This is a genomic window from Starkeya sp. ORNL1 (assembly GCF_012971745.1).
In the GTDB taxonomy this organism is placed as follows: domain Bacteria; phylum Pseudomonadota; class Alphaproteobacteria; order Rhizobiales; family Xanthobacteraceae; genus Ancylobacter.
Window position 1 is genome coordinate 2,131,747 of record NZ_CP048834.1, and the last position, 23,694, is coordinate 2,155,440.

Sequence of the window (23,694 nt, forward strand, 5' to 3'; positions counted from 1 at the left end):
CAAGTCAGTTTGGCTGAGGGATTTGAGCGTCTCGCAGGGTAGCGTTGGCGATGACGACGAGCTTTCGCGCGACAGCGGCGATGGCGAGGCGCTTTGGTTTTCCAGCGGCGGTGAGGCGCTGGTAGACGGCGCTCAAGGCTGGGTGGGCGCGTGCAGCGGAGAGCGCCGCCATGAAGAGCACGGGGCGCAGGGCTGCGCGGCCGCCGGTCATTCTTCGGTATTTTCGGGCGGATCCGGAATCTCTGGGATGGGGAGCGAGGCCGGCGAGGCTGGCGGCCTGTTTGGGGCCGAGCCGGCCGAGTTCGGGCAGCAGGGCGATGAGGGTGCGGGCGGCGACCGGGCCGATGCCCGGGATGGCGCGCAGGATCTGCTCGTGGCGCGCCAGGTCGGGGTCGGCGTCGAGTTGCTCGGCCATGAGGCGGTCGATCTCGGCGATCTGGCTGGTGAGGAAGTGGATCTGCCGATCCAGCAATTGATGGAGCGGCTCGGCGCCTGGAGCGCCGCGCCGGTTCTTGGCCTGGGTGCGCTGGGCCAGCAGATCCTGACGATGGCGCAGCCGTGCGGCGAAGGCTTCGCGTTCGCGGCTGGGCACTTGCCAGGGCGTCAGGGTGGCGGCGCGTTCGCGGCCGTACCGGCTCAACCAGGCGGCGTCGATCCGGTCGGTCTTGGCGCGTCCGCCATGGGAGGCGATGAAGGCCTTCGCCTGGGCGGCGTCCACGCGGGCGGCCGGCAAGCCCACCGCGGCCGCCGTCTCGAGCAGCGCGCGCTCGTAGCCGCCAGTGGTCTCGCAAATCAGCCAGTCATAGCCGGCGTAGGGCGCCAGCGCCGCGCCCAGGCTCTCGGGGGTGTTGGCCGCGCTCCAGCTGCGGCCGGTTTGGTCGTCATGGAAGACGATGCTGCCCTTGGCGACATCGGCGCCCAGGATGCGCAGGCCGGCATTGGCCGGCGGGATGGGTTGAGGCATGATCTCGCTCGGCTTCGGATTGTCTGCGGGCGCGCTCGCGCGGCCCAGTCAAGTCAACAAGCACACGAAGCCGGCCCGCCGCCGGACCTTGATGACGACGGGCGTATCGCCCGATCCCAGAACGGCCGCAGCGGCGGGCGCAGATCCGGGGCTGGCCGGCCCCGGATCTGCTTCCGGCCAACACCACAATGCATCATCTCCAACAGACAATCCCGGACGGCCGAAGGCCGATCCGGGATCGTAGGAAGGTGCCGAGCGGGATTTCACGCGATCCCGGCTCTCCGCTGCGCTGCGGCCGGGATGACGCTGTTTGGATGGGTAGGCCGGTCGGATTGCGAACAAAACGGGAAGCGTGCTTCCTGAGGGGGTCCCGAACCCGCAGCGATTCGCGCCCCTTGACCGCAACAGCCGCCTATCTCGACACCCTCAATCCCGCGCAGCGCCACGCGGTGGAGCATGGCGTCGCCAGCGCGGCCGGGCCGCTGCTGGTGATCGCCGGCGCGGGATCGGGCAAGACCAACACGCTGGCGCACCGCGTCGCCCATCTCATCGTCAATGGCGCCGATCCGCGCCGCATCCTGCTGCTCACCTTCTCGCGCCGCGCCGCCTCCGAGATGACGCGCCGGGTCGAGCGCATCGCCCGCAAGGTGCTGGGCGACAGCGCCGCCGTCATGACCGAGGCGCTGAGCTGGGCCGGCACCTTCCACGGCGTCGGTGCCCGCCTGCTGCGCGACCATGCCGAGCAGATCGGCCTCGACCCGAACTTCACCATCCATGACCGCGAGGACAGCGCGGACCTGATGAACCTGGTCCGGCACGAGCTGGGCTTCTCCAAGACCGAGAAGCGCTTTCCCACCAAGGGCACGTGCCTCTCCATCTATTCACGGGCGGTGAATGCCGGCCTGCCGCTCGACGAGGTGCTGGGCGACGCCTTCCCATGGTGCGCGGCCTGGGCGGCCGAACTGAAGGCGATGTTCGCCGGCTATGTCGAGGCCAAGCAGCGCCAGAGCGTGCTCGATTATGACGATTTGCTGCTCTATTGGGCGCAGATGGTGGCCGAGCCCGCCTTCGCCGCCGAGGTCGGGGCGCGCTTCGACCATGTGCTGGTCGACGAATATCAGGACACCAATGCATTGCAGGCGTCGATCCTGCTGGCGCTGAAGCCGGACGGGCGCGGCCTGACCGTAGTCGGCGACGATGCGCAGTCGATCTATTCGTTCCGCGCTGCGACGGTGCGCAACATCCTCGACTTCCCCGGCCATTTCAGCCCGCGCGCGCGCATCGTCACGCTGGAGCAGAATTATCGCTCCACCCAGCCGCTGCTTGCCGCCGCGAACGCGGTGATCGGCTATGCCAGCGAACGCTACGCCAAGGATCTCTGGTCCGAGCGCGCCTCGCATGAGCGCCCGCTGCTGGTCGGGGTACGCGACGAGATCGAGCAGGCCAATTATGTGGCGACGCAGGTGCTGGCCAATCGCGAGGACGGCATTGCGCTGAAGTCGCAGGCCGTGCTGTTCCGCGCCTCGCACCATAGCGGGCCGCTGGAGGTGGAACTGACCCGCCGCAACATCCCGTTCGTGAAGTTCGGCGGGCTGAAATTCCTGGATTCCGCCCATGTGAAGGACGTGCTGGCGGTGCTGCGCTTCGTCGAGAACCCGCGCGACCGCGTCGCCGGCTTTCGCGTGCTGCAAGTGGTCGACGGCATCGGCCCGGCCAGCGCCGGCCGGGTGCTCGACCGGCTGACTGATGGCACCGACATGGTGGAGGCGCTCGGTACCTTCACCCCGCCGGCGCGGGCCGCCGAGGCGTGGCCGGACTTCGTCGCGACAGTCGGCGAGTTGCGCGGCTCGCGCTCGGGCTGGCCGACCGAGCTCGATCTGGTGCGGCGCTGGTACGAGCCGCATCTGGAGCGCCGCCATGAGGACGCCGCCGCGCGGCAGGCCGACCTCGTGCAACTGGCGCAGATCGCGGCGAGCTATTCATCGCGCGAGCGCTTCCTCACGGAGCTGACGCTCGACCCGCCCGACGCCACCAGCGGCGAGGCCAATTCGACCCATCTCGACGAGGACTATCTCATCCTCTCCACCATCCATTCCGCCAAGGGGCAGGAATGGAAATCGGTGTTCGTGCTCAACACCGTCGATGGCTGCATCCCGATCGACCTCGCGGTCGGCGACAAGGACGACATCGAGGAGGAGCGGCGCCTGCTCTATGTCGCCATGACGCGGGCGAAGGACAGCCTGCACCTCGTAATGCCGCAGCGCTTCTTCATCCACGGCCAGGCCGCGCGTGGCGACCGGCATGTCTATGCGGCGCGCACTCGGTTCATTCCGCCAGCGATATTGGGGCTGTTCGCGGGGGCGTCGTGGCCTCCGGCGGTGGCGCAGGCTGGGACGGCGGCAAGCGGGACCGGACCGCGGATCGATATCGGGGCGCGGATGCGGGGGATGTGGCGGTAGCTCGGCTTCAACATCCTTCGAGGCCGCTTCGCGGCACCTCAGGATGAGGTTGTATTTAAAAGATGAACCTCATCCTGAGGTGCCCGGCAAAGCCGGGCCTCGAAGGATGCTGAAGCCGAGCGCCCTCACTTCCCCACCGGCGCCGGCAGACCCCGCGCATCCTCCTTCAAACCATCCAGATGCGTGCGGATGTGCGACGCCTCCGCCGCCGTGGTGGCGAGGCTGATGGCGGTCATGAAGGCGGTGCGCGCCTCGCTCTCGCGGCCGAGCTGCATCAGGAGCGCGCCGCGCAGGCCGTGATAGTGGAAATAGCCGGAAAGCTTTGAACCCAGTGGGTCGACCATGGCCAGCGCCACCTCCGGCCCGCGCAGCTTCGAGATCGCCACCGCCCGGTTCAGCGTCACCACCGGCGAGGGCTGCATGATCTCCAGCGTGCCATAGAGCAAATCGATCTGCGCCCAGTCAGTGTCCTCAGGCTTTGCCGCGCGGGCATGCAAAGCGGCGATCGCGGCCTGTACCTGATAGGGCCCGGGGCTGCGGTGGCGCATCGCCTTGTCGAGCAGGGCCAACCCCTCGGCGATCATCGCCTTGTTCCACAGCCGCCGGTCCTGATGGTCGAGCAGGATCACAGCGCCCTCAGCGTCGAAGCGCGCCTTGGCGCGGGCGTGCTGGAGCAGCATCAGGGCCGTGAGGCCCATGATCTCCGGCTCGGCCTGGAACAGCCGCAGCAGCAGCCGGGCAAGGCGGATCGCCTCCTCGCACAGGGGTTCGCGCGCCGCCGTGGTGTCGCCGCCGGCCGAATAGCCCTCATTGAAGACCAGATAGATCATCGCCGCGACCGCGCCGAGCCGCTCCGAGCGCTCCACCGCGCCGGGCGTCTCGAACGGCACGTCGGCCTTGGCGATGCGGGCTTTCGCCCGGGTGATGCGCTGCTCCATCGCCGCCTCGCCCACCAGGAAGGCGCGGGCGATCTGCTTCACCGAAAGGCCGGAGACGATGCGCAAGGCGAGCGCGATCTGCTGCGTCGCCGGCAATTCCGGATGGCAGCAGATGAACAGCAGCCGCAGCACGTCGTCGCGATAGTGACCGCCATCCAGCCGCTCGGCGAGCTGCTCCTCGGCGTCCTCGGTGTCGGACAGCACATCTTCCGGCGGCAGTTCGGTCTGTTTCGCGCGGCGGCGCACGACGTCCAGCGCGACATTGCGGCCGACGAACACCAGCCAGGCGGCGGGGTCGCGCGGCGGGCCGTTCTGCGGCCAGGTCCTCAGCGCGCGCAGGCACGCTTCCTGGAACGCCTCCTCGGCAAGGTCGAGATCGCGGAAATAGCGCAGCAGCGCGGCAACCGCCTGCGGGCGCGCGGCGGCGAGGGTCGTGCCGATCCAGCGCGCCTCATCCATCAGGTGCCCACACCTTCATTGCCGAAGCTTCCATTATGGAAGATGCCGACCGGGCGGATCTCGTAGGAGCCGCCGGGATTGGCCTTGCCGAGATCGCGGGCGACATCGAGCGCCTCCTCGAGATCCTTGCAATCGAGGATGTAGAAGCCGAGCAACTGCTCCTTGGTCTCGGCGAACGGCCCGTCCAGCACCAGCGGCGGATCCTGGTCCTTGCGCAGCGTGGTGGCGGCGGTGGTCGGCAGCAGCCGCACCACCGGGCCGAGCTTGCCGGCCTTGGCGAGCCGCTCCTGCACCACGGCGAGCTTTTCCATCACCGCATCGTCCTCCTCCTTGCTCCAGGAGCAGACGACGTCCTCGCGGTGATAGCAGAGCAGGGAATAGAGCATGCGGGGTCTCTCTTCGATACGGGTTCAGCCGCCGCTGATCGCGGTGAGGACGAAGATGTCCGCGCCCTCGCGCAGCGGCGTCGACAGGCTGGCGCGGCGGCCCTCGACGAACACGTTGATATGCCGCCTGATCGCCGGCGTCTCGTCGCAGATGCGCTCGCGCATGCCGGGCCACAGCGCGTCGAGCGCGTCGACCATCTCGTTCACGTCGCGGGCTTTGAGCGACACGCGACGCTCGGCGCCGGGAAACAGCACGACGAGATGCGGCGGCAGGCGCACCAGCACGCTTGCCTGCCCCGCCTCGCCGTGCCGCTCCCGCAGCGTCTCGTCGCTCATCGCCCTCACCGCCCGATCACCAGCGTCTCCACCGACGTGATGGTCGGCAGGAACGGGGCGAGGCAATCCCAGCTTTCGCCCTCGTCGATGCTGGCATAAAGGCCGCCGGCATTGGTTCCGAAATAGACTCCGGCCGGCTCCATCGTATCTGTCGCCATGGCCTGGCGCAGCACGTTGAAATAGGCCCCGCCTTGCGGCAGGCCCTCGCGCTTGGGCTGCCAGCTCCTGCCGGCATCCGTGGTGCGCCACACCGCGGTGTTGCCCTCCGGCATGAAGCGGCCCTTGATGTCGCCGTTCAGCGGGATGAGGTAGAGGCAATCCGGGTCGCGCGGATGCGCGGCGGCGGGGAAGCCGAAGGAGGACGGCAAGCCGGCCTCGATGCTCTCCCAGGCCTTGCCGCCATCGTCGGAACGATACATGCCGCAATGGTTCTGCTGGTAGAGCCGGCCGCCTCCGCCCGGCGCCATCACGAGGCAATGCACGCACTGCCCGAATTCGGGATAGTTCTGGCCCTCCGGCATGAAGTCGGCGCGGGTGCCGCGATTGCGGGTCTGCCAGCTGGCGCCGCCATCCTCGGTGGCGAACACGCCCGCCGCGGAGATGCCGACCCAGATCCTGCTGGCGTCGATGGGATCGGGCACCAGCGAGTGCAGGATCAGCCCGGCGCCGCCGGGATTCCAGTCCGGCCGCGTCGGATGCTGCTGCAGGCCCTCGATATGGCTCCAGCTCTCGCCGCCATCCTCGCTGCGGAACAGCCCGGCCGGCTCGACGCCGGCATAGAGCGCGCCATCGGCACCGCGGGCGAGGCTCCACACCGCCTTCACCGGCGCCTGCCCCGGCTCGAAAGCGAGACCCTGGCTCGAATGGGACCAGGTGGCGCCGAAATCGGTCGATTTCCACACCGCCGGGCCGAACCATTCATTGCCGCCGCCGGCATAGATGGTGCCGCTAACCGGGTCGGCGACGACATGGTTGGTCGGCCATGTCTCGCAGAACGGGCCCCGCACCGCCCAGGAGCGGCGCATGGCGTCGCTCTCGAGAATGAAGGCGCCCTTGCGGGTGCCGACGAGGATGAAGACCTGCTCTGCCATCATGTCCTCCCGTAGCTTTCTGCCGTCAGTCGTGGGTGACGACCATCCAGGAGACGCCGAAACGGTCGGCCAGAGTGCCGAAGTTCGACGAGAAGAAGGTCTTGGCGAGCGGCATCGTCACCTCGCCGCCCTCGGCGAGCGCATTGAACACACGCTCGGCCTCGTCGGGCGACTTCACCGACAGAGCCAGCGAAATGCCCTTGAATCCCTCGGCGTCCGACTGGCAGCCATCGGAGGCCATTACTTCGGCATCGCCGATCTTGAAGCTGGAGTGCATGACCTTGTCACCCCAGTTCTCCGGCACCATTCCGGGCGGCGGCGCCTCCGGTGCATCGCGGAAGCGCATCAGCGCGGTGACCTCGGCGCCGACCGCCTTCTTGTAGAACTCGATGGCCTCTTCGGTGCGGCCATTGAACATCACATAAGCCTGCACATTCATGATTTTCGCTCCCCTTGGCCGTCGCCTCGCGAACGGCACCGCGGCCAAGCTTGCCGGTGCCGATGACATTAGGACGAACGGCAAAAGGCTAGACCGACATCGCGGCGAGAATTTTTCTGGAGTGCTCCATGCGACGTCGTCCTGGGAGGCTGACCGATAATTCCAGAATGGACCGTCATCCCCGGCCTTGTGCCGGGGATCTCGATTCCGGACAGCGCATCAGAGCCCGAGATGGCCGGCACAAGGCCGGCCATGACGTCGGACATGGCTCGCTTCGCCTGCCAGCGTCGAAGTATGAGTCAAGCCCCAGCATGACGTAACGTCATGTTAAATCATCCACAATCCTTGCGCCCATGCATTCCCCAGCGGGCCGCTTGGTCATCCACCTGACACCAGCGGCCCATAATGAGAGGTTCGTCCCCTGCCCTGAGGAGAACCCACATGCGCAGTTTCATCGCGGCCCTTACGCTGACGACCTGCCTGGTTTCCGTGGCCGATGCCACGACCATCTATCCGCTCGATCGCGCCACCATCATGATCGGTTCTCCCTTCGACACGAAGGTCGAGTTCGACAAGGTGGTTAAGGCCGACGAGGTGAAGCTGACCATCAATGGCGAGCCCGCCGAAAAGGTGCTCGGCAAGGATGTGCAGTTCGTCGAGAAGGAACAGGGCGTCGATGCCTCCGCGGTGCTGATCCGCGCCGGCGCCATCGCCAAGCCGGGCACCTATGAGGTGAAGGCCACCGCCGGTGGCGAGACCAAGACGGTGAGCTGGCATGTCTATGCCACCCCGACTTCGGCCAAGGCCAAGAATGTCATCTTCTTCCTCGGCGACGGCATGTCGGTCGCCCATCGCACCGGCGCGCGGATCATGTCCAAGGGCATGACCGAGGGCAAGGCGAACGGCCGTCTCAACATGGACGACCTCGACCGCATGGCCTTCATCGGCACCTCGGCCACCAATGCGGTCGCCACCGACAGCGCCAACACCATGTCGGCGTACATGACCGGCCACAAGACCGCGGTGAACGCGCTCGGCGTCTATGCCGACCGCACCAAGAACAGCCTCGACGACCCGAAGGTCGAGACCATTGCGGAGGCGCTGCGCCGCACCACGAAGAAGTCGATCGGTGTCGTCTCGACCGCCGAAATCGAGGACGCCACCCCGGCGGCGGTGGTCTCGCACACCCGCGCGCGCGCCGACAAGGCCGAGATCGCCGGCATGCTGTTCGACGTGAAGCCGGACGTCATCCTCGGCGGCGGCTCGGCCTATTTCCTGCCGAAGTCGACGGTCGGCTCGAAGCGCAAGGACGAGAAGGATTACGTCAAGATGTTCCGCGACGAAGGCTACACCTTCGCCGGCGACAAGACCGAGCTCGACGCCGCGCGCGGCACCAATACCGGCAAGATCCTCGGCCTGTTCCACACCGGCAACATGGACGTGACGCTGGACCGCGACTTCCTGAAGAAGGGCACGGTCGGCAAGTTCCCGAACCAGCCCGGCCTGGTGCAGATGACCTCGGTGGCGCTGGAACAGCTCGCCAAGAATCCGGAAGGCTTCTTCCTGATGGTCGAGGGCGCCTCGATCGACAAGATGTCCCACCCGATGGACTGGGACCGCGCCTTCGTCGAGACCATCGAGTTCGACAAGGCGATCGGCCTCGGCCTGGAGTTCGCCAAGACCCATCCCGACACGCTGATCGTCGTCACCGGCGATCACACCCACGGCGTCTCGATCATCGGCACCGTCGATGATGAGAAGCCGGGCACCGAGATGCGCGAGAAGGTCGGCACCTATGCCGATGCCGGCTTCCCGAACTATGAGGACAAGGACGGCGACGGCTATCCGGACAAGGTGGACGTGACCCGCCGCCTCGCCACCTTCTCCAACAACTATCCCGACTATTACGAGACCTTCCGTCCCAAGCTGGATGGCCCGTTCGAGCCGAGCGTGCAGAACGAGAAGAAGGAATACGTCGCCAACGAGAAGTACAAGAGCGTGCCCGGCGCGGTGTTCCGCGAAGGCAACATGCCGCGCTCGGTGGACAGCGAAGTCCATGCCGTGGACGATGTGGTGCTCCAGGCCACCGGCCCCGGCGCCGAGGAGTTCAAGGGCTACATGGAAGAGAGCGACGTCTACCGCGTGCTGGTCGACGCCCTCGCCATCGCCCCGCAGGCGACGAACTGAGCACTGGGGTTTACCCCACGCTGACCGTCATCCCCGGCCTTGTGCGGGGGATCTCGATTCCCGACAGTGCGTCGGAGACCGAGATGGCCGGGACAAGCCCGGCCATGACGGTTTGAGACGGTTCTTCCCCCTCTCCCCGACGGGGAGAGGGCTTCGGCATACCGTGCTCCCGCAAAGGGCACATCAAGGAGGATGCCATGAACCGATGGTCCCTCACGCGACGCCGTCTGCTCGCGACCGGTGCGCTCGCCGCTGCAACCTTGCCGGCCCTCGCCCGCGCCGCGGCCGCCGCCACGCCGGCCAGGCTCGATTTCGACGAGCTCTATGGCAAGATCAGCGTGCTTGGGCTCGAATTCTCCGAGAAGGTGAAGGCGCTCGCGCAGAAGAAGGTGGCGATGCGCGGCTTCATGGCGCCGCCCCTGAAGGCCGAGGCCGATTTCTTCGTGCTCACCGAAATCCCGATGTCGCTCTGCCCGTTCTGCTCGTCGGACGCCGACTGGCCGGACAACATCGTCGTCATCTATCTCGACAAGGCGCAGACCTTCGAGCAGGCCAATGCGCTGATCGAGGTGACCGGCACGCTCGAGGTCGGCTCCTGGACCGATCCCAACACCGGCTTCCTCAGCCGGCTGCGCATCGTCGGCGCCAGCTTCGGCGCGGCCTGAGCCGATGCCCGCACTCGCCTTGCGTGACCTCGCGGTCGAGTTTCCCGGTCTCGGCCGGCCGGCGCTGGCGATCCCGGCGCTGGACCTGGCATCCGGTGAGCATGTCGCGGTGACCGGCCCGTCCGGCTCCGGCAAGACCACGCTCATCAACATGCTGACCGGGCTCGACCGCGTCACCCGCGGACGCGTGATCTGGCAGGAGACCGATGTTGCGCGCCTGAGCGAAGGCGCGCGCGACCGCTGGCGCGCCGCCAATGTCGGGCTGGTCATGCAGGAATTCCATCTCTTCCCCGGCCTCTCGGCGGTGGAGAATGTGCTGCTGCCGCAGCGGCTCGCGCATCTTCGCCTGCCCGACGGCCGAAAGGCGGAAGCGGCGCGCCTCCTTGCCCGCGTCGGCATCGAACGCGCCACCCAGAGCATCGAGACCATGTCGCGCGGCCAGATGCAGCGCGTCGCAGTCGCACGCGCCCTGATCGCCCGTCCCGGCATCATCGTCGCCGACGAGCCGACCGCGAGCCTCGATGCCGAGGCCGGCGCCATTGTCGCCGACCTGCTGGTCGAGCTTGCCCGCGAGGTGAGGGCCAATCTCATCGTCGCCAGCCACGATCCGCGCGTGCTGGACCGGCTCGGCCGCGTGCTGCGGCTCGATGCCGGCCGGATCCGGGAGGGCTGATGTTCCGCTTCATCGCCGCGGATTTGCGCCGCCACTGGATCGGCGTGCTCGCCATCATGCTCATCATCGCGCTCGCCACCGCGCTCGGCGTGGTGGTGACGCTGCAGGAGCGCGCGCTGCGCATCGGCAGCGCGCGGGCGGCCGGCGCCTTCGACCTCGTCATCGGCGCGCCGGGCAGCGAGACGCAGCTGGTGCTGTCCTCGGTATTCCTGCAGGCCGCGCCGCTGTCGCTGATGCCGGGCAGCGTACTGGCGGCGCTGGCGAAGGACCCGCGGGTCAGCTTCGCGGCGCCGATCGGCTTCGGCGACTTCATCGCCGACAGCCCGATCGTCGGCACCACCCAGCCGCTGATCGACGGCTTCGGCGGGCTCACCGAGGGCCGCAGCTTCGGCAAGCTCGGTGAGGCGGTGATCGGCGCGCAGGTGCCCTTGAGCGTGGCCGACATCTTCCACCCGATGCACGGCCAGGTGCACGGCCCCGGCGAGGTCCATGCCGGCATCAGCTACAAAGTCGTCGGGCGCCTGAAGCCGACCGGCACCTCATGGGACCGTGCGGTGCTGGTGCCGATCGAAGCGGTGTGGCGGGTTCATGGCTATGGGCACGCGCACGATGATGGCGAGGAACATGAGGGCGAGGCGCACGCCGCGTCGACCCCTCCCGCTCCAACTCTTGCCGCCACGCTCGGCGCGCCGCGCGATCCCCTGATCGACCTCGACGATCCGATCGATCCGCAGGCGTTGAGCGCGCCGGATGCGCCCGGCCTGCCGGCGATCCTGGTGAAGCCGCGCACCATCGCCGACGCCTACAAGCTGCGCCACGACTATCGCGGCGAGCGCACCCTCGCCGTCTTCCCCGGGGAGGTCCTGACCCGGCTCTATGGCACGCTCGGCGATGCCCGCCTGGTGCTCTCAGCCGTGGCCACCGGGGCGCAGGCGCTGGTGGCGGCGGCGATCCTGCTGGTGGTGATGCTCCACGTGTTGCAACGCCGCCGGCAGATCGGTGCGCTGCGCGCCTTCGGGGCGCCGCGGCTCGTGGTGTTCGCCATCGTCTGGCTGGAGACCTTCCTGATCATCGGCGCCGGCCTCATCGCCGGCTTCGGCATCGGCTATGCGGCGGCGAGGGTGCTGTCGGGCATCCTCAGCCGGCAGAGCGGCATCGCGCTTCCGGTGGGTTTCGTGCCGGGCGATGTGATGCCGCTGCTGGTGTTGATCCTGATCAGCGGCGTGGTGGCGATCGTGCCGGCGCTGCTGGCCTACCGCCAGTCGCCGGCGAGCGCGCTGCGGGGGTGATCCCTATTGTCGTCATCCCGGAATGGCCGTCAGGCCATATCCGGGATCGCGCAAACGCTCTTCTTCCGGCACGGGATCCCGGCTCTCCGCTGCGCTGCGGCCGGGATGACGGCGGGTTGGGAGGAGAAGGGTGGCTCTGCGTGAGCATCCTTCGAGGCCGCCTACGGCGGCACCTCAGGATGACGTGGTTATAAAGCAACCTCATCCTTAGGTGCCCGGCAAAGCCGGGCCTCGAAGGATGCTGAAGCAGAACGACGCCCCCTACCCTTTCAGCGCCGCCAAAACCCCCTTATCCACCTTGCAGATATAGGTGTACTTGGGATTCACCACCTGCGTGCAGCGCGCCTCGGCAATCTGGCCGAGCAGCATGTAGCCCTCGGTCGCCGGGATGCCGTACTCGTCCTCCAGCCAGTAGATCATCTCCTGGAAAGCGATGCGCATGGCGTCTTCCAGCGGGCGGGCGCAGCCGAGCGTGCAGATGTGCGTGGGCGTCTCGATGCGGGGATGGCCGAGCCGCGCCGGGGCCGGCGCCAAGGAGACGCGCACGGTGAGCGTCGCAGCGATCTCGGTGGCGCCCATGCCATTGGCCTCGCCGTCGCCCTGAATGGCGTGGCAATCGCCGAGGAAGAGATGCGCGCCATCGTGATTCACGCGGAACATCACGGTGTTGCCGGAGGTGATCTCCTGCACGTCGAGATTGCCGCCATGCGCGCCATTGTCGACGGTGAGCACCGCGCCATGCACCGGGGCGACGCCGGCGACGCCGATCATCGGGCGGACAGGGAGCTTCAGCTTGTCGCTCCAGTGCACGAAGCCGTCCTTCACCTCCATGACGCGGGTGTGGTGGCCGTACTCCTTCTGCCGCGCCCAGTCCGGGAACATGCCGATGCCCGGCCACAGTGCGGTGAAGCCGAGCGTGTCGAGCTCCATATGGATGATGTCGAGCTTGAGCATGTCGCCCTTCTTGGCGCCGCGCACCTCGATCGGGCCGGTGGCGCCATTGACGAAGGGCAGCGTGACATCGGCGGGGGTCAGTTGCTGGCCGACATGGCGGATGGTGCCGTCATTGGCATTGATGGCGCATTCGACCACGAAGGTCTCGCCGGGGTCGACGCTGGCGACGAAGGCCTCGTTGCCGGACAGCGCGTATTTGATGTTGCCGGCCTTGCTGACACGCTGGGACATGCTCACTCCAATATTCACTGCGTATGGAACTTCAGGCGAGGCGGCGCCACGGCATCAGCAGCCGCTCCACCTTGCCGACGAGGAAGGTTAGCACCAGCGCGAGCGCAATGGTCGCGACCAGGGCGGCGAACACCTTGGGGATGATGTAGAGCGAGCCGGCCTTGAAGATGGCATGGCCGAGCCCTTCGGACGACGACATGAACTCGCCGACGATGGCACCGATCAGGGCAAAGCCGACGGTGAGCTTCAGCCCGGCGAAGATGTCGGTGAGCGAGGCCGGCACCACCAGCTTGCGGAAGATCTGGAATTTGGAAGCGCCGAGCGTGCGCATCAGGTTGATCTGGTCCGGATCGACCCCGACCGCGCCCTTGTAGGAGGTGACCAGCGCGACGATGACGACAGAGAGCGTCGACATGGCGATCTTCGAGGTCAGCCCGGTGCCGAACCAGATGATGATGATCGGCGCCAGCGCGATGATCGGGATCGAGCCGATGGCGATGACGAAGGGCTCGACCACGCGCGAGACAAAGCGCGAATACCACAGCGACAGGCCGATCAGCGTGCCGATGATGTTGCCGACCGCAAAGCCCAGCAGCGTCTCCATGCCGGTGACATAGGTGTCGCGGAACAGCGAGCCATCGCGCGCCATCTGAACAAGGAAATTGGCAATCGCCGAGGGCGAGCCGAACATGAAGGCGGCCTGGCTGTTCCACGCCGTCATGTATTCCCAGAAGCCGATGAAGGCGCCGAGCACGGCAAGCTGCGCTGCCAGCACCAGCGCCGTGGTGCGCAGCCGCGCCCGGCGCTTGGCGGCGAGCGGCGGCGTTGCGGGCGCCGTGCCGGAGAGGGTTTCGTCCGCGGTGCCGTCCATCGTACGCCTCAAATCCTCGCCTTCGAGGTTACACTCATTGCCACCTTCACCGGCCCAGAACCTCCCTCTCCCCGCTGGGGAGAGGGTTGGGGTGAGGGGTCTTCTTAGCTCCGCAATCGCGTAGCCCCTCACCGACCCGCTTCGCGGGCCACCTCTCCCCAACGGGGAGAGGGAAGAAGGACGTATCGCTCGTCCCTCCCCTCACTGCCGGCTCACATCAAGATCGGCCCAGATGCGCCGGACATAATCCGAGAAGCCGGCGCTCTCGCGGGCGGCGATCATGTCGGTGCGCTCGGTGCCGAGCGCGATGTCGTACATCGCCTTCACCCGCGTCGGGCGCTTGGAGAGCACGATGACACGGTCGGCCAGCGAGACCGCCTCCTCGATGTCGTGGGTGATCAGCAGCACCGAGCGCCGGCTCTCGCGCACCAGTTTCGCGGTGTCGCTCTCGATCAGCAGCTTGGTCTGGAAATCCAGCGACGCGAACGGCTCGTCCAGCAGCAGCACGTCCGGCTCGTTCACCAGCGTGCGGGCGAGCGCCACGCGCTGGCGCATGCCGCCGGAGAGCGTCGAGGGGTAATTGTCGGAAAAGCCGTGCAGGCCCAATTGGTCGAGCATGACATGGCTGCGTTCCTCGGCCTCGGAGAGCGGGACGCCGCGGATCTCGAGCCCCAGCATCACATTGCGCAGGGACGTGCGCCACGGCAGCAGCAGATCCTTCTGCAGCATGTAGCCGACGCCCGAGGGCTGGCCGGAAATCTCCCGGCCATGCCAGCGTATGCGTCCGGAATCGGCGGCAAGCAGCCCGCACAGCGTGTTGAGCAGCGTGGTCTTGCCGCAGCCGGACGGGCCGACAATGGCGACGATCTCGCCCTCGTTCAGCGTCAGCGACAGGTCGCCGATGACGGGGACGATGCGACCGTCCGCGTCATAGCTCTTCGCCACATGCTCGACCACGAGCGGCGGCACCGTGCTTCCCGCCGGCGCCGCCTCACGCGTCATCTCGGTCAGTGCCACGATCCGACTACCCGAGCTTCTTGATGGCCTTCTCGGCGAAGGAATTGTCGATGATCTGGTCGTAGGTGATCGTGCCCTTGGCGTTGCCGAGATAGACCTGCATGTCCATCAGGTTCTTCCACTGGTCCGGCTTGGTGATCACCGACTGCGCCGGGATCAGGTACTTCAGCTCGGCGTCGATCGCCTTGTCCACAACGTCGCCCGGGAGGTCCGGGAACTCCTTGCGCGCCACCTGCTTGGAGAAGGCAGGGTCGGCATAGGTCTTGCGCGAGGCTTCCTCGAACGAGGTCACCAGCGCCTGAACCATCTCCGGATCCTTGGCGATGGTGCTCGGCAGCACCATGATGCCGGTGTTGCAGAACGGGCCGATATAGTTGGAGAAGTCGAACACCACCTTGGCGCCCTGGGCTTCCGCCGCGGCGACGCTCGGCTGGTAGGCGATGGCGACATCGGCCTGGCCGGCCAGCATGGCGGCGATCTCGGTGCCGGGGTTCACCGGGATGATGAAGGCGTCGATGCCGACCTTCATGCCGGCCTTTTCCAGCATGCGCTTGGCAACCGAGTAATTGGTGTTGGGCTCGGGGCTCGTGACGATCTTCTTGCCCTTGAGCGCCTTCGGATCGGTGAAGGGCTCCATGGTCTTGGACACGCCGAAATAATGGGCGCGCTGCACCACGGTGCCGACCACGACGCCGGGGCCGCCATTCTCGCGGGAGATCTGCGCCATGGTGGCGTCGCCAATGGCGAAATCGGCCGAGCCGCCCAGCACCGCGGCGAAGGTCTGGGTGTCGCCGCCGGCGGCGACCACCTTCATGTCCAGACCGTTCTTCGTGAAGATGCCGGCGTGCATGCCGACATAGAGATTGATGTAGCCGAGGTTGTGCACCGCCTCGCTGAAATTCACCGTCTTCAGCGGCGCCGCGCCGGCGCGGGTGACGACGTAGGGCGCGGCGATGACGCCACCGGCGACCAGCGCCGAGGTCTTCAGGAAGCCGCGACGATCAAGGCGGGTGGGCAGATCATTGGGCAGATCTTGGGACATGATTCGATCTCCTCGGGAGGTCTCTGGCGGACGTCGGAATCGAGGTGAATTCGTAATTCAGTCCGTAAATCACCAGCAAGATCAAATGACTGGCAGGTGCTGCGATGATCGCAGGCACATCCGCACGCGCAGCGGTGAGACCATCCGGGGCGCGGGCTTCTGCGTGATTTTTGCCCCGCGGACGGGGTGCGTTTCGGGCGGACCGATCAAACCGTTCCCACCCGCCGGACTTTATGTCGCTTTTGCCATTTTGGCTGCCTAAGGAAGCGGCAGCAAGGGGGTGGCGTTCTGCTTGAGCATCCTTCGAGGCGCGGCTTTGCCGGGCACCCCAGGATGAGGTCGCGTTCATTAGACGACCTCATCCTGAGGTGCGAGCGCAGCGAGCCTCGAAGGATACTGAAGCCGGGCGCCCTTACCGCGTCACCCGCACCGAGGCGAAGCGGCCGACCAGGGCGCCGCCGCAGCGCTCGGCGGCGAGCGTCGAGGCGCGCACCGGCGACAGACCGGTGCCGGGGCGCGACGGGTGCGGCAGCTCCCCGCTTGGCGGCTCGCGTCCCGGAGCGCGCAGCCGCTCGGACATGTTGCTCACCAGCGCCCGCAGCCGGCGGTTCTCCGCTTCCAGTTCCTTCATCTCCATCACCGCCGGCGGCGTCAGCCCGCCGAAGCGGCGGCGCCAGCGATAGAAGGTGCGCAGCGAGACCTGCGCGGTGCGGCAGATCTCGTCGACCGGCACGCCGGCATGCGCCTCGTACAACAGGTGGATGATCTCGTTCTCGGTATATTGCGAACGTCGCATTGCCTGCTCTCCGCTTCATACCCCGCCATCGGCGACGCCCGCTTGATGGGCATGCGCTTTCTCTAGGCAGTACTATAGCCGATCGGGCGCAGGCGTGAATGCGCTTTTGCTGCGCTGCGAAGGCGATGACGTCGCGGGATTTGTTGGAAGGAAGGCGGCGCTCGGCTTCAGCATCCTTCGAGGCTCGCTGCGCTCGCACCTCAGGATGACGTGGTTCTTATAAACGCGACGTCATCCTGAGGTGCCCGGCAAAGCCGGGCCTCGAAGGATGCTCAAGCCGAGCGACGCCCCGTCCCCCGCGCCGCCATCAGATGGCAATAGTGCCATAATCCCTGCCATCGCCCTGTCATTGCTGCCGAATTGGGCAGCACTGAACATTATATGAAGTTGCGTCGCCGCCGGGTCCGAACAGAATTCGCGACATCTCCGAATTATGAGGTGTCGTCCCATGAGCAAGCTTTCGCGGCGTTCCTTCCTGCAGGCGAGCGGCCTCGCCGCCGCGGGGCTGGCCTCGCCCATTGGCATGCCGGCCATTCTGCGCTCCGCCCAGGCGGCCGGCAGCGTGAAGCTCGGCTGCCTGTTCTCCTCCTCCGGCACCATGGCCAATCTCGAAGGCCGGCTGAACTATGTGGTCAAGATGGCCGCCGACGAGATCAACGCCAAGGGCGGCGTCAATGGCCGCACCGTCGAGGTGATGGTCTCCGATCCCGCCTCCGACTGGCCGCTCTATGCGCAGTCGGCCAAGCAGATGCTGCAGCAGGAGAAGGTCTCCGCGCTGTTCGGCTGCTGGACCTCGGTGTCGCGTAAGACCGTGCTGCCGGTGGTGGAGCAGGAAAAGGGCCTGCTGTTCTATCCGCTGCATTTCGAGGGCGACGAGAATTCCAAGAACGTCGTCTATGTGAACTCGCCGCCCGCCAGCTCGGTGCTGCCGGCGGTGGACTATCTGATGGGCGAGGAAGGCGTCTCGGCCAAGCGCTTCTTCATGCTGGGCTCGGACTATGTCTGGCCGCGCACCATCAACAAGCAGCTCAAGGGCTACTGGAAGTCCAAGGGCATCCCGGAGACCGCCTGGAAGGAGGAATACGTTCCCTTCGGCTTCTCCAATTTCCAGACGCTGGTGAACCAGATCCGCGCCTTCGCCGACCAGGGCGGCGGCCAGCCCATCGTGGTGCTCACGGTGGTCGGCTCGTCGATCCCCGACTTCATGCGCGAATTCGCCAATCAGGGCATCAAGGCGACCGATATCCCGGTGCTCGGCCTCGACATGGTGGAGGCCGACCTCGAAGGCCTCGACACCTCCAAGCTGGTCGGCCACCTCAATTGCTGGGCCTATCTGCAGAACGCCAAGGGCGCCGCCAACGCCACCTTCCTGAAGAGCTGGGCGGACTATGTGAAGGCGAAGAACGTGCCCTTCAAGGGCGACGTCGCCATCGATCCGATGGTCTCCGCCTATGATGCCGTGCACCTCTGGGCGATGGCGGCGGCCAAGGCCGGCTCGTTCGATATCCCCGAAGTCACCAAGGCGTTTGGCGGCCTCTCCTTCGACTGCCCGTCGGGCTACAAGATCGGCATGACCGCCGAGAACAACTACGTCTCGCGCGGCGTGTTCATCGGCTCGGTGAACGAGAAGCAGGGCTTCGACATCCTCTGGCAGTCCAAGGACACGCCGAAGCCGGTGCCCTTCAGCCCGTATGGCTGAGTTCTTGCCTCCTCTACCGTTCTGATCCCCCGAGGCGGCCGGCTGCAGAGCCGGCCGTCGTCGTCGAGACTTTCATGACGCGTTGCATCCACCTACTGCTTGCCCTTGCCGGCACTCTGCTCGCGCTGCCCGCAATGGCCGCGCCGCTGGATCGGCCTGCGCTCATCGCCCAGCTCTGCGGCAATGCCGGCGCCATGGGCGAGGCCGGCGCAGCACTGCTCGCCCTCGCCGCCGCCGGCAGCGCGGAGGATCGCGGCTGGGCGGCGCCGCTGGCGAAGGCGCTGATCGACAAGAAGCTCGCCTGCGACGACACCGGCGCCGTGCTGGGCGATGTCGATGCCGTGACCCGCGCACCGCGCACCGCGCCGGACACCGCCCGCACCCCGGTGCTCAGCCTGAAGAACCGCGCCGTGTTTGAGACCGCCGACGCCGCGCTCGCACTGCGCAGCGCGCCCGATACCGACCAGCGCGCCGCCGCGCTGCGCACGCTGGAGCGTCGGCCCGGTTCACTCCCCGAAGGCCTGCTCGATGCCGCCGCCGCGAGCGAAAGCGATGCCGGCCTGCGCACCCAGATCGAGACGCTGGCGCAGACCGCGGCGCTGAACTCTCCCGACATGGCCAAGCGCATCAATGCCATCAACCGCATCGCCGAGACTCCGAGCCGGCGCGCGCTGACGCAGATCTCCGCCCTGAAGGCCGATCCCGCCTATGCCTCGGACGCCGGCTTCCGGCAGGCGGTCGACCGCGCCGTCGGCCGGATCGATCGTGGCATTGCCATCGGCGACACCCTGGCAGCGCTCTATAATGGCTTGAGCTTTGCCAGCATCCTGTTCATGGCCGCCATCGGCCTCGCCATCATCTTCGGCCTGATGGGCGTCATCAATCTCGCCCAGGGCGAGCTGATCATGATCGGCGCCTATGTCACCTACCTCGTGCAGGAGGCGCTGCGCCACCTCGTCCCGGCGCTGCTCGACTGGTACCTGGTCCTCGCGATTCCCTTCGCCTTCCTGGTGACCGCCGCCATCGGCATCGCGCTGGAGGCGAGCCTGCTGCGCCACCTCTACAAGCGCCCGCTGATGAGCCTGCTCGCCACCTGGGCGGTGAGCCTGTTCCTGGTGAACCTCGTCCGCGTGATCTTCGGCACGCAGAATCTGCAGTTCGAGACGCCGTTCTATGTCACTGGCGGCGTGCCGGTGATCGGCGACTTCATCTTCACCTGGAACCGCATGTTCGCCATCGCCTTCGCGGTGGCGACGCTGGCGATCACCTGGGCGGTGGTGCGCAAGACCCCGCTCGGGCTGAACATCCGCGCGGTGACGCAGAACCGCGACATGGCCGCCTGCATCGGCATCCCCACCCGCCGCGTCGACATGATGGCGTTCGGCCTCGGCTCCGGCCTCGCCGGGCTGGCGGGCCTCGCGCTGTCGCCGATCTACAGCGTGAACCCGCAAATGGGCCAGAACTTCATCATCGACAGCTTCATGGTGGTCGTGCTCGGCGGCGTCGGCACCATTGCAGGCACCGTGGTCGCCGCGCTCGGCATCGGTCAGATCAATGTGCTGATCGAGCCGCTGTGGGGCGCGGTCGCCGCCAAGGTGATCGTGCTGCTGATGATCATCGGCTTCCTGCAATGGCGGCCTGAAGGGCTGTTCGCCGTGAAGGGGTGCCGCAAATGACGCGCTGGACCCAGGACCGCGCCTTCCTCGCGCTGATCGCCGTGCTCGTCATCGTCGCGGTGGCGATGCCGGTGCTGGAACCCTCCCGCTATCTCACCAACGCCATCGGCCAGCTTGCCGCCTTCGCGGTGCTGGCGCTCTCGCTGGACCTGATCTGGGGCTATCTCGGCATTCTCTCGCTCGGCCATGGCCTGTTCTTCGCCATTGGCGGCTATGTCATTGCCATGCACCTGCTGAAGCACAGCTTCGAGGTGACGGGCACGGTGCCGGACTTCCTCCAGTTCATGGGCTGGAAGGATTTCCCGTTCTACTGGGCCGGCTTTGGCAGCTTCCCCTATGCGCTGGTCATTGCCATCGCGGTGACGACCTTGATCGCCGGTGTGTTCGGCTATGTCTCGTTCCGCTCGCGGGTCGGCGGCGTCTATTTCGCCATCATCACGCAGGCGCTGGTCTATGTCGCCATGCTGCTGATGTTCCGCAATGACACCGGCTTCGGCGGCAATAACGGCATGACCGGCTTTGCCGTGGTGTTCGGCTGGCCGATCGGCACCACGGGGATGATCACCGCCATGGCGGTGGTCTCGGTGCTGGCGCTGGCGGGCGTCCTGCTCGCCTGCCGCATGCTGGTCGGCAGCCGCTTCGGCGCGCTGATGCTGGCGACGCGGGACGACGAGACCCGCCTGCGCACGCTCGGCTACGAGACGCTGCGCCTCAAGCTCGCGGTGTGGTGCCTCTCGGCGCTGATCGCGATGCTCGCCGGCATGCTCTATGTGCCGCAGGTCGGCATCATCAATCCGCGCGTGCTCTCGCCCGAATTGTCGCTGGAAATCGCGGTGTGGGTGGCGATCGGCGGGCGCGGCCATCTGGTCGGCGCGGTGATCGGCGCGCTGCTGGTGAACGCGGTGAAATTCTGGCTGTCCTCGGCGGCACCGGAGGTCTGGCCCTTCATCCTCTCGGGCCTGATCGTGCTGGTGGTGCTGGTCTTCCCCAACGGCCTCGTCGACCTCGCCAAATTCCGGCTCACCCGCCCGATGGGGGCGAAGCGGCTGGCGACCGAGATCGGGGAGGCGCGCTGATGGCCGGCGTCGCGCTCCTGGTCGACGGGCTCACCGTGCAGTTCGGCAGCTTCCGCGCCATCAACGACCTGTCGCTCGCCATCGACTATGGCGAGGTGCGCGCAGTGATCGGCCCGAACGGCGCCGGCAAGACCACGCTGCTCGACGTCATCTCCGGCATCACCCGTCCCAGGGAAGGCCGCGTGCTGTTCGGCGATGTGCTCGACATCACGAGGCAGAGCGAATCCGCCATCGCCCGCGCCGGCATCCGCCGCAAGTTCCAGAAGCCGAGCGTGTTCGAGGGGCTCACCGTGCGCCAGCACATCGAGATCGGCACTGAAGCCGGTTTCCGCCGGAAGTATGAGGGCCCGGCGCTGGACGACCGCGTCGCCGAGGTGCTGGAGATTATCGGCCTCGCCGAGCAGGCCGCGCGCATGGCGGGCGCGCTCAGCCACGGCCAGAAGCAATGGCTGGAGATCGGCATGGTGCTCGCCTCCGACCCCAGGGTGCTGATGCTGGACGAGCCGGTCGCCGGCCTCACCGACGAGGAGACCGCGCGCACCGCCGCGCTGGTGCGCTCGCTGAAGCGGGCCGACCGCGCCATCGTCGTGGTCGAGCACGACATGGATTTCGTCGAGCTGATCGCCGACCGCGTCACCGTGCTCCATGAAGGACGCACGCTGTTCGAAGGCTCCATGGACAAGGTCCGGGCCGACGAGAGCGTCGTCGAAGTCTATCTGGGGCGCTGACATGCAGTTCCGTGTCGAAGCGCTCGACCAGCATTACGGCTCGGCCCAGGTGCTGCGCCATGTCGACCTCACCATCGCACCGGGCGAATGCATGGCAGTGCTCGGCCGCAACGGCGCCGGCAAGACCACGCTGCTCAAATGCGTCATGGGCGTGCTGGCGCCGACCTCCGGCCGCGTGCTGCTGGATGAGCTGGATGCCACCTCCTGGTCGCCGAACCGGCGCTCGCATGCCGGCCTCGCTTATGTGCCGCAAGGCCGCGAGATCTTCTCCGAGCTGACCGTAGGCGAGAATATCGAGGCCGCGGCCCGCGCCCACGGCACCTATGGCACCGCGGCGATGGAGGAGGCGATCGGCCTGTTCCCGGTGCTGAAGGAGATGTGGAAGCGCTCCGGCGGCGCGCTCTCCGGCGGCCAGCAGCAGCAACTCGCCATCGCCCGGGCGCTGGTCACGCTGCCGAAGCTCCTGATCCTCGACGAGCCGACCGAGGGCATCCAGCCCAATATCGTCGCCGCCATCGGGCAGGTGCTCACCTCGCTGAAGGGGCGCATCTCCATTCTTCTGGTCGAGCAGTATCTAGACTTCGCCATCGGCGTCGCCGACGCCTTCATCATCCTCTCGCGCGGCACCGTCATCGAGGCCGGGCGCGCCGAGGCGATGAGCCGCGAGCATCTCACCCGTCACATCGCCGTCTGAACCGCGCACCGCAGGAGCTTGCCATGTCGCGCCGCTATGAAATCCCCGCAACGCCGGAAAACATGGTGTGGGGCTATCTCGACAGCACGACGCCACCGGTGCTGGAGGTCGCGTCCGGCGACGTGGTGACGCTGCATTCCTTCCCCGCCGGCGGCAAGGAGACGCTGCCCGACGACCTGTCGCTGGTGCCGGCCGACTATATGACGGCGCTCGACACCCTCCCGCAGGGGCCGGGCCCGCATTTCATCACCGGGCCGGTATTCGTGAAGGATGCGCGGCCCGGCGATGCGCTGCAGGTCGACATCATCGACGTGAAGGTGCGCCAGGACTGGGGCTTCGTCTCCATCCTGCCACTGCTCGGCACGCTGCCCGACGAATTCACCGAATACGAGACCATCCACCCCAAGGTCGACCACGCGCGCAATGTCTGCGTCATGCCGTGGGGCTCGATGATCCCGCTCGATCCGTTCTTCGGCATCATCGCCACCGCCCCGCCGCCGGCCTGGGGCCGCTGCGGCTCGCCGGTGCCGCGCGCCTTCGGCGGCAACATGGACAATAAGGAGCTGCGCGCCGGCACCACGTTGTACCTGCCGGTCTATAATGAGGGTGCGCTGTTCTTCGCCGGCGACGGCCATGGCGTGCAGGGCGACGGCGAGGTGTGCATCACCGCGCTGGAGACCGGGGTGACCGGCACCTTCCGCCTTACCGTGCGCAAGGACATGGAGCTCGACTGGCCGTTTGCCGAGAGCGCGACGCATCTGATGTCGATCGGCCTCGACGAGGACCTCGACGACGCGGCGAAGCAGGCGACGCGGGAGATGGTGCGGCACATCTGCCTGCGCACCAACCTCACCCGCAACCAGGCCTACATGCTGTGCTCGCTCGCCGGAAACCTGCGCGTCACGCAGATGGTGGACGGCAACAAGGGCGTCCACATGCTGCTGGCGAAGTCGCATCTTTAGGGCGGCGTCGCCCTGCTTCAACATCCTTCGAGGCTCGCCAGCGCGAGCACCTCAGGATGAGG

At 67.0% G+C, this 23,694-nt stretch carries 22 protein-coding genes; 11 read left to right on the forward strand and 11 right to left on the reverse strand.

From position 1 onward, the window contains the following. Positions 1-4: 4 nt before the first annotated feature. On the reverse strand, positions 5-964 hold the full coding sequence (locus tag G3545_RS10375) for a transposase (RefSeq protein ID WP_170010893.1): 960 nt from the start codon (positions 962-964) through the stop codon (positions 5-7). Positions 965-1,359: 395 nt separating this feature from the next. Between G3545_RS10375 and G3545_RS10380 the strand changes: the two genes are divergently transcribed. Further along, on the forward strand, positions 1,360-3,423 hold the full coding sequence (locus G3545_RS10380) for an ATP-dependent helicase (protein WP_246702770.1): 2,064 nt from the start codon (positions 1,360-1,362) through the stop codon (positions 3,421-3,423). Between the two features lie 125 nt (positions 3,424-3,548). Here the strand turns inward: G3545_RS10380 and G3545_RS10385 are convergent, their stop codons facing one another. Genes G3545_RS10385 through G3545_RS10405 form a run of 5 tightly spaced genes read right to left on the reverse strand, consistent with a single transcriptional unit; the run spans position 3,549 to position 7,072 of the window. Further along, on the reverse strand, positions 3,549-4,820 hold the full coding sequence (locus G3545_RS10385) for an RNA polymerase sigma factor (protein ID WP_170012246.1): 1,272 nt from the start codon (positions 4,818-4,820) through the stop codon (positions 3,549-3,551). Beyond that, positions 4,820-5,206 (reverse strand): YciI family protein, encoded by a 387-nt coding sequence (locus G3545_RS10390; protein WP_170012248.1) that lies wholly within the window; start codon positions 5,204-5,206, stop codon positions 4,820-4,822. Before G3545_RS10390 ends, G3545_RS10385 begins: the two co-directional genes overlap by 1 nt. Before the next feature lie 24 nt (positions 5,207-5,230). Next, entirely contained in the window at positions 5,231-5,542 is a 312-nt protein-coding gene (locus tag G3545_RS10395; RefSeq protein WP_170012250.1) for a MoaD/ThiS family protein, read from the reverse strand. Positions 5,543-5,547: 5 nt separating this feature from the next. Further along, entirely contained in the window at positions 5,548-6,633 is a 1,086-nt protein-coding gene (locus G3545_RS10400) for a sialidase family protein (RefSeq protein WP_170012252.1), read from the reverse strand. Between the two features lie 25 nt (positions 6,634-6,658). Then, positions 6,659-7,072: a VOC family protein gene (locus G3545_RS10405; RefSeq protein WP_170012254.1), complete on the reverse strand. Its 414-nt coding sequence runs from the start codon at positions 7,070-7,072 to the stop codon at positions 6,659-6,661. Between the two features lie 441 nt (positions 7,073-7,513). On the opposite strand from G3545_RS10405, the gene G3545_RS10410 reads away from it, so the two are divergent. The 4 genes from G3545_RS10410 to G3545_RS10425 all read left to right on the forward strand — a co-directional run bounded on the left by G3545_RS10410 (position 7,514) and on the right by G3545_RS10425 (position 11,886). Then, on the forward strand, positions 7,514-9,259 hold the full coding sequence (locus tag G3545_RS10410; protein WP_170012256.1) for an alkaline phosphatase: 1,746 nt from the start codon (positions 7,514-7,516) through the stop codon (positions 9,257-9,259). Between the two features lie 197 nt (positions 9,260-9,456). Continuing rightward, a complete protein-coding gene (locus tag G3545_RS10415) occupies positions 9,457-9,924 on the forward strand; it encodes a hypothetical protein (RefSeq protein ID WP_170012258.1) in 468 nt (155 codons plus the stop codon). A 4-nt stretch (positions 9,925-9,928) separates the two neighbouring features. Beyond that, positions 9,929-10,597, forward strand: coding sequence for an ABC transporter ATP-binding protein (locus G3545_RS10420; RefSeq protein ID WP_170012260.1), 669 nt, complete (start codon positions 9,929-9,931; stop codon positions 10,595-10,597). Further along, positions 10,597-11,886: an ABC transporter permease gene (locus G3545_RS10425; RefSeq protein WP_170012262.1), complete on the forward strand. Its 1,290-nt coding sequence runs from the start codon at positions 10,597-10,599 to the stop codon at positions 11,884-11,886. Before G3545_RS10420 ends, G3545_RS10425 begins: the two co-directional genes overlap by 1 nt. Positions 11,887-12,147: 261 nt before the next feature. On the opposite strand, the gene G3545_RS10430 is transcribed toward G3545_RS10425, so the two are convergent. From G3545_RS10430 to G3545_RS10450, 5 genes are all read right to left on the reverse strand, one after another. Next, on the reverse strand, positions 12,148-13,071 hold the full coding sequence (locus G3545_RS10430) for an acetamidase/formamidase family protein (RefSeq protein WP_170012264.1): 924 nt from the start codon (positions 13,069-13,071) through the stop codon (positions 12,148-12,150). A gap of 31 nt (positions 13,072-13,102) precedes the next feature. Beyond that, complete coding sequence (locus tag G3545_RS10435) at positions 13,103-13,942, reverse strand: ABC transporter permease (protein WP_170012266.1); 840 nt, start codon at positions 13,940-13,942, stop codon at positions 13,103-13,105. 201 nt (positions 13,943-14,143) lie between these two features. Then, entirely contained in the window at positions 14,144-14,944 is an 801-nt protein-coding gene (locus G3545_RS10440; RefSeq protein WP_170018010.1) for an ABC transporter ATP-binding protein, read from the reverse strand. A gap of 22 nt (positions 14,945-14,966) precedes the next feature. Next, positions 14,967-16,001: an ABC transporter substrate-binding protein gene (locus G3545_RS10445; protein WP_170012268.1), complete on the reverse strand. Its 1,035-nt coding sequence runs from the start codon at positions 15,999-16,001 to the stop codon at positions 14,967-14,969. A 412-nt stretch (positions 16,002-16,413) separates the two neighbouring features. Beyond that, positions 16,414-16,797 (reverse strand): transposase, encoded by a 384-nt coding sequence (locus G3545_RS10450; RefSeq protein ID WP_170012270.1) that lies wholly within the window; start codon positions 16,795-16,797, stop codon positions 16,414-16,416. A 448-nt stretch (positions 16,798-17,245) separates the two neighbouring features. Between G3545_RS10450 and G3545_RS10455 the strand changes: the two genes are divergently transcribed. From G3545_RS10455 to G3545_RS10480, 6 genes are all read left to right on the forward strand, one after another. Next, positions 17,246-18,496, forward strand: coding sequence for a transporter substrate-binding protein (locus G3545_RS10455; RefSeq protein WP_170012272.1), 1,251 nt, complete (start codon positions 17,246-17,248; stop codon positions 18,494-18,496). A 74-nt stretch (positions 18,497-18,570) separates the two neighbouring features. Then, entirely contained in the window at positions 18,571-20,172 is a 1,602-nt protein-coding gene (urtB, locus tag G3545_RS10460) for an urea ABC transporter permease subunit UrtB (protein WP_170012274.1), read from the forward strand. Beyond that, positions 20,169-21,248 carry an urea ABC transporter permease subunit UrtC gene (gene urtC / locus G3545_RS10465; protein WP_170012276.1) on the forward strand — a complete coding sequence of 360 codons (1,080 nt, stop codon included), beginning with the start codon at positions 20,169-20,171 and terminating at the stop codon, positions 21,246-21,248. The genes urtB and urtC overlap by 4 nt, the downstream gene beginning before the upstream one ends. After that, positions 21,248-21,976, forward strand: a complete 729-nt coding sequence (gene urtD, locus G3545_RS10470) for an urea ABC transporter ATP-binding protein UrtD (RefSeq protein ID WP_170012278.1) — start codon at positions 21,248-21,250, stop codon at positions 21,974-21,976. Before urtC ends, urtD begins: the two co-directional genes overlap by 1 nt. 1 nt (position 21,977) lies before the next feature. Continuing rightward, a complete protein-coding gene (gene urtE / locus G3545_RS10475; protein WP_170012280.1) occupies positions 21,978-22,670 on the forward strand; it encodes an urea ABC transporter ATP-binding subunit UrtE in 693 nt (230 codons plus the stop codon). Between the two features lie 23 nt (positions 22,671-22,693). Next, a complete protein-coding gene (locus G3545_RS10480) occupies positions 22,694-23,632 on the forward strand; it encodes an acetamidase/formamidase family protein (RefSeq protein ID WP_170012282.1) in 939 nt (312 codons plus the stop codon). Positions 23,633-23,694 lie beyond the last annotated feature (62 nt).

Bases quoted from the DNA above. Each gene is read 5' to 3' on its own strand.
- G3545_RS10375 (WP_170010893.1), bottom strand. From the start codon at position 964: ATGCCTCAACCCATCCCGCCGGCCAATGCCGGCCTGCGCATCCTGGGC.
- G3545_RS10385 (WP_170012246.1), bottom strand. From the start codon at position 4,820: ATGGATGAGGCGCGCTGGATCGGCACGACCCTCGCCGCCGCGCGCCCG.
- G3545_RS10390 (WP_170012248.1), bottom strand. From the start codon at position 5,206: ATGCTCTATTCCCTGCTCTGCTATCACCGCGAGGACGTCGTCTGCTCC.
- G3545_RS10395 (WP_170012250.1), bottom strand. From the start codon at position 5,542: ATGAGCGACGAGACGCTGCGGGAGCGGCACGGCGAGGCGGGGCAGGCA.
- G3545_RS10400 (WP_170012252.1), bottom strand. From the start codon at position 6,633: ATGGCAGAGCAGGTCTTCATCCTCGTCGGCACCCGCAAGGGCGCCTTC.
- G3545_RS10405 (WP_170012254.1), bottom strand. From the start codon at position 7,072: ATGAATGTGCAGGCTTATGTGATGTTCAATGGCCGCACCGAAGAGGCC.
- G3545_RS10410 (WP_170012256.1), top strand. From the start codon at position 7,514: ATGCGCAGTTTCATCGCGGCCCTTACGCTGACGACCTGCCTGGTTTCC.
- G3545_RS10415 (WP_170012258.1), top strand. From the start codon at position 9,457: ATGAACCGATGGTCCCTCACGCGACGCCGTCTGCTCGCGACCGGTGCG.
- G3545_RS10420 (WP_170012260.1), top strand. From the start codon at position 9,929: ATGCCCGCACTCGCCTTGCGTGACCTCGCGGTCGAGTTTCCCGGTCTC.
- G3545_RS10425 (WP_170012262.1), top strand. From the start codon at position 10,597: ATGTTCCGCTTCATCGCCGCGGATTTGCGCCGCCACTGGATCGGCGTG.
- G3545_RS10430 (WP_170012264.1), bottom strand. From the start codon at position 13,071: ATGTCCCAGCGTGTCAGCAAGGCCGGCAACATCAAATACGCGCTGTCC.
- G3545_RS10435 (WP_170012266.1), bottom strand. From the start codon at position 13,942: ATGGACGGCACCGCGGACGAAACCCTCTCCGGCACGGCGCCCGCAACG.
- G3545_RS10440 (WP_170018010.1), bottom strand. From the start codon at position 14,944: ATGACGCGTGAGGCGGCGCCGGCGGGAAGCACGGTGCCGCCGCTCGTG.
- G3545_RS10445 (WP_170012268.1), bottom strand. From the start codon at position 16,001: ATGTCCCAAGATCTGCCCAATGATCTGCCCACCCGCCTTGATCGTCGC.
- G3545_RS10450 (WP_170012270.1), bottom strand. From the start codon at position 16,797: ATGCGACGTTCGCAATATACCGAGAACGAGATCATCCACCTGTTGTAC.
- G3545_RS10455 (WP_170012272.1), top strand. From the start codon at position 17,246: ATGAGCAAGCTTTCGCGGCGTTCCTTCCTGCAGGCGAGCGGCCTCGCC.
- urtB (WP_170012274.1), top strand. From the start codon at position 18,571: ATGACGCGTTGCATCCACCTACTGCTTGCCCTTGCCGGCACTCTGCTC.
- urtC (WP_170012276.1), top strand. From the start codon at position 20,169: ATGACGCGCTGGACCCAGGACCGCGCCTTCCTCGCGCTGATCGCCGTG.
- urtD (WP_170012278.1), top strand. From the start codon at position 21,248: ATGGCCGGCGTCGCGCTCCTGGTCGACGGGCTCACCGTGCAGTTCGGC.
- urtE (WP_170012280.1), top strand. From the start codon at position 21,978: ATGCAGTTCCGTGTCGAAGCGCTCGACCAGCATTACGGCTCGGCCCAG.
- G3545_RS10480 (WP_170012282.1), top strand. From the start codon at position 22,694: ATGTCGCGCCGCTATGAAATCCCCGCAACGCCGGAAAACATGGTGTGG.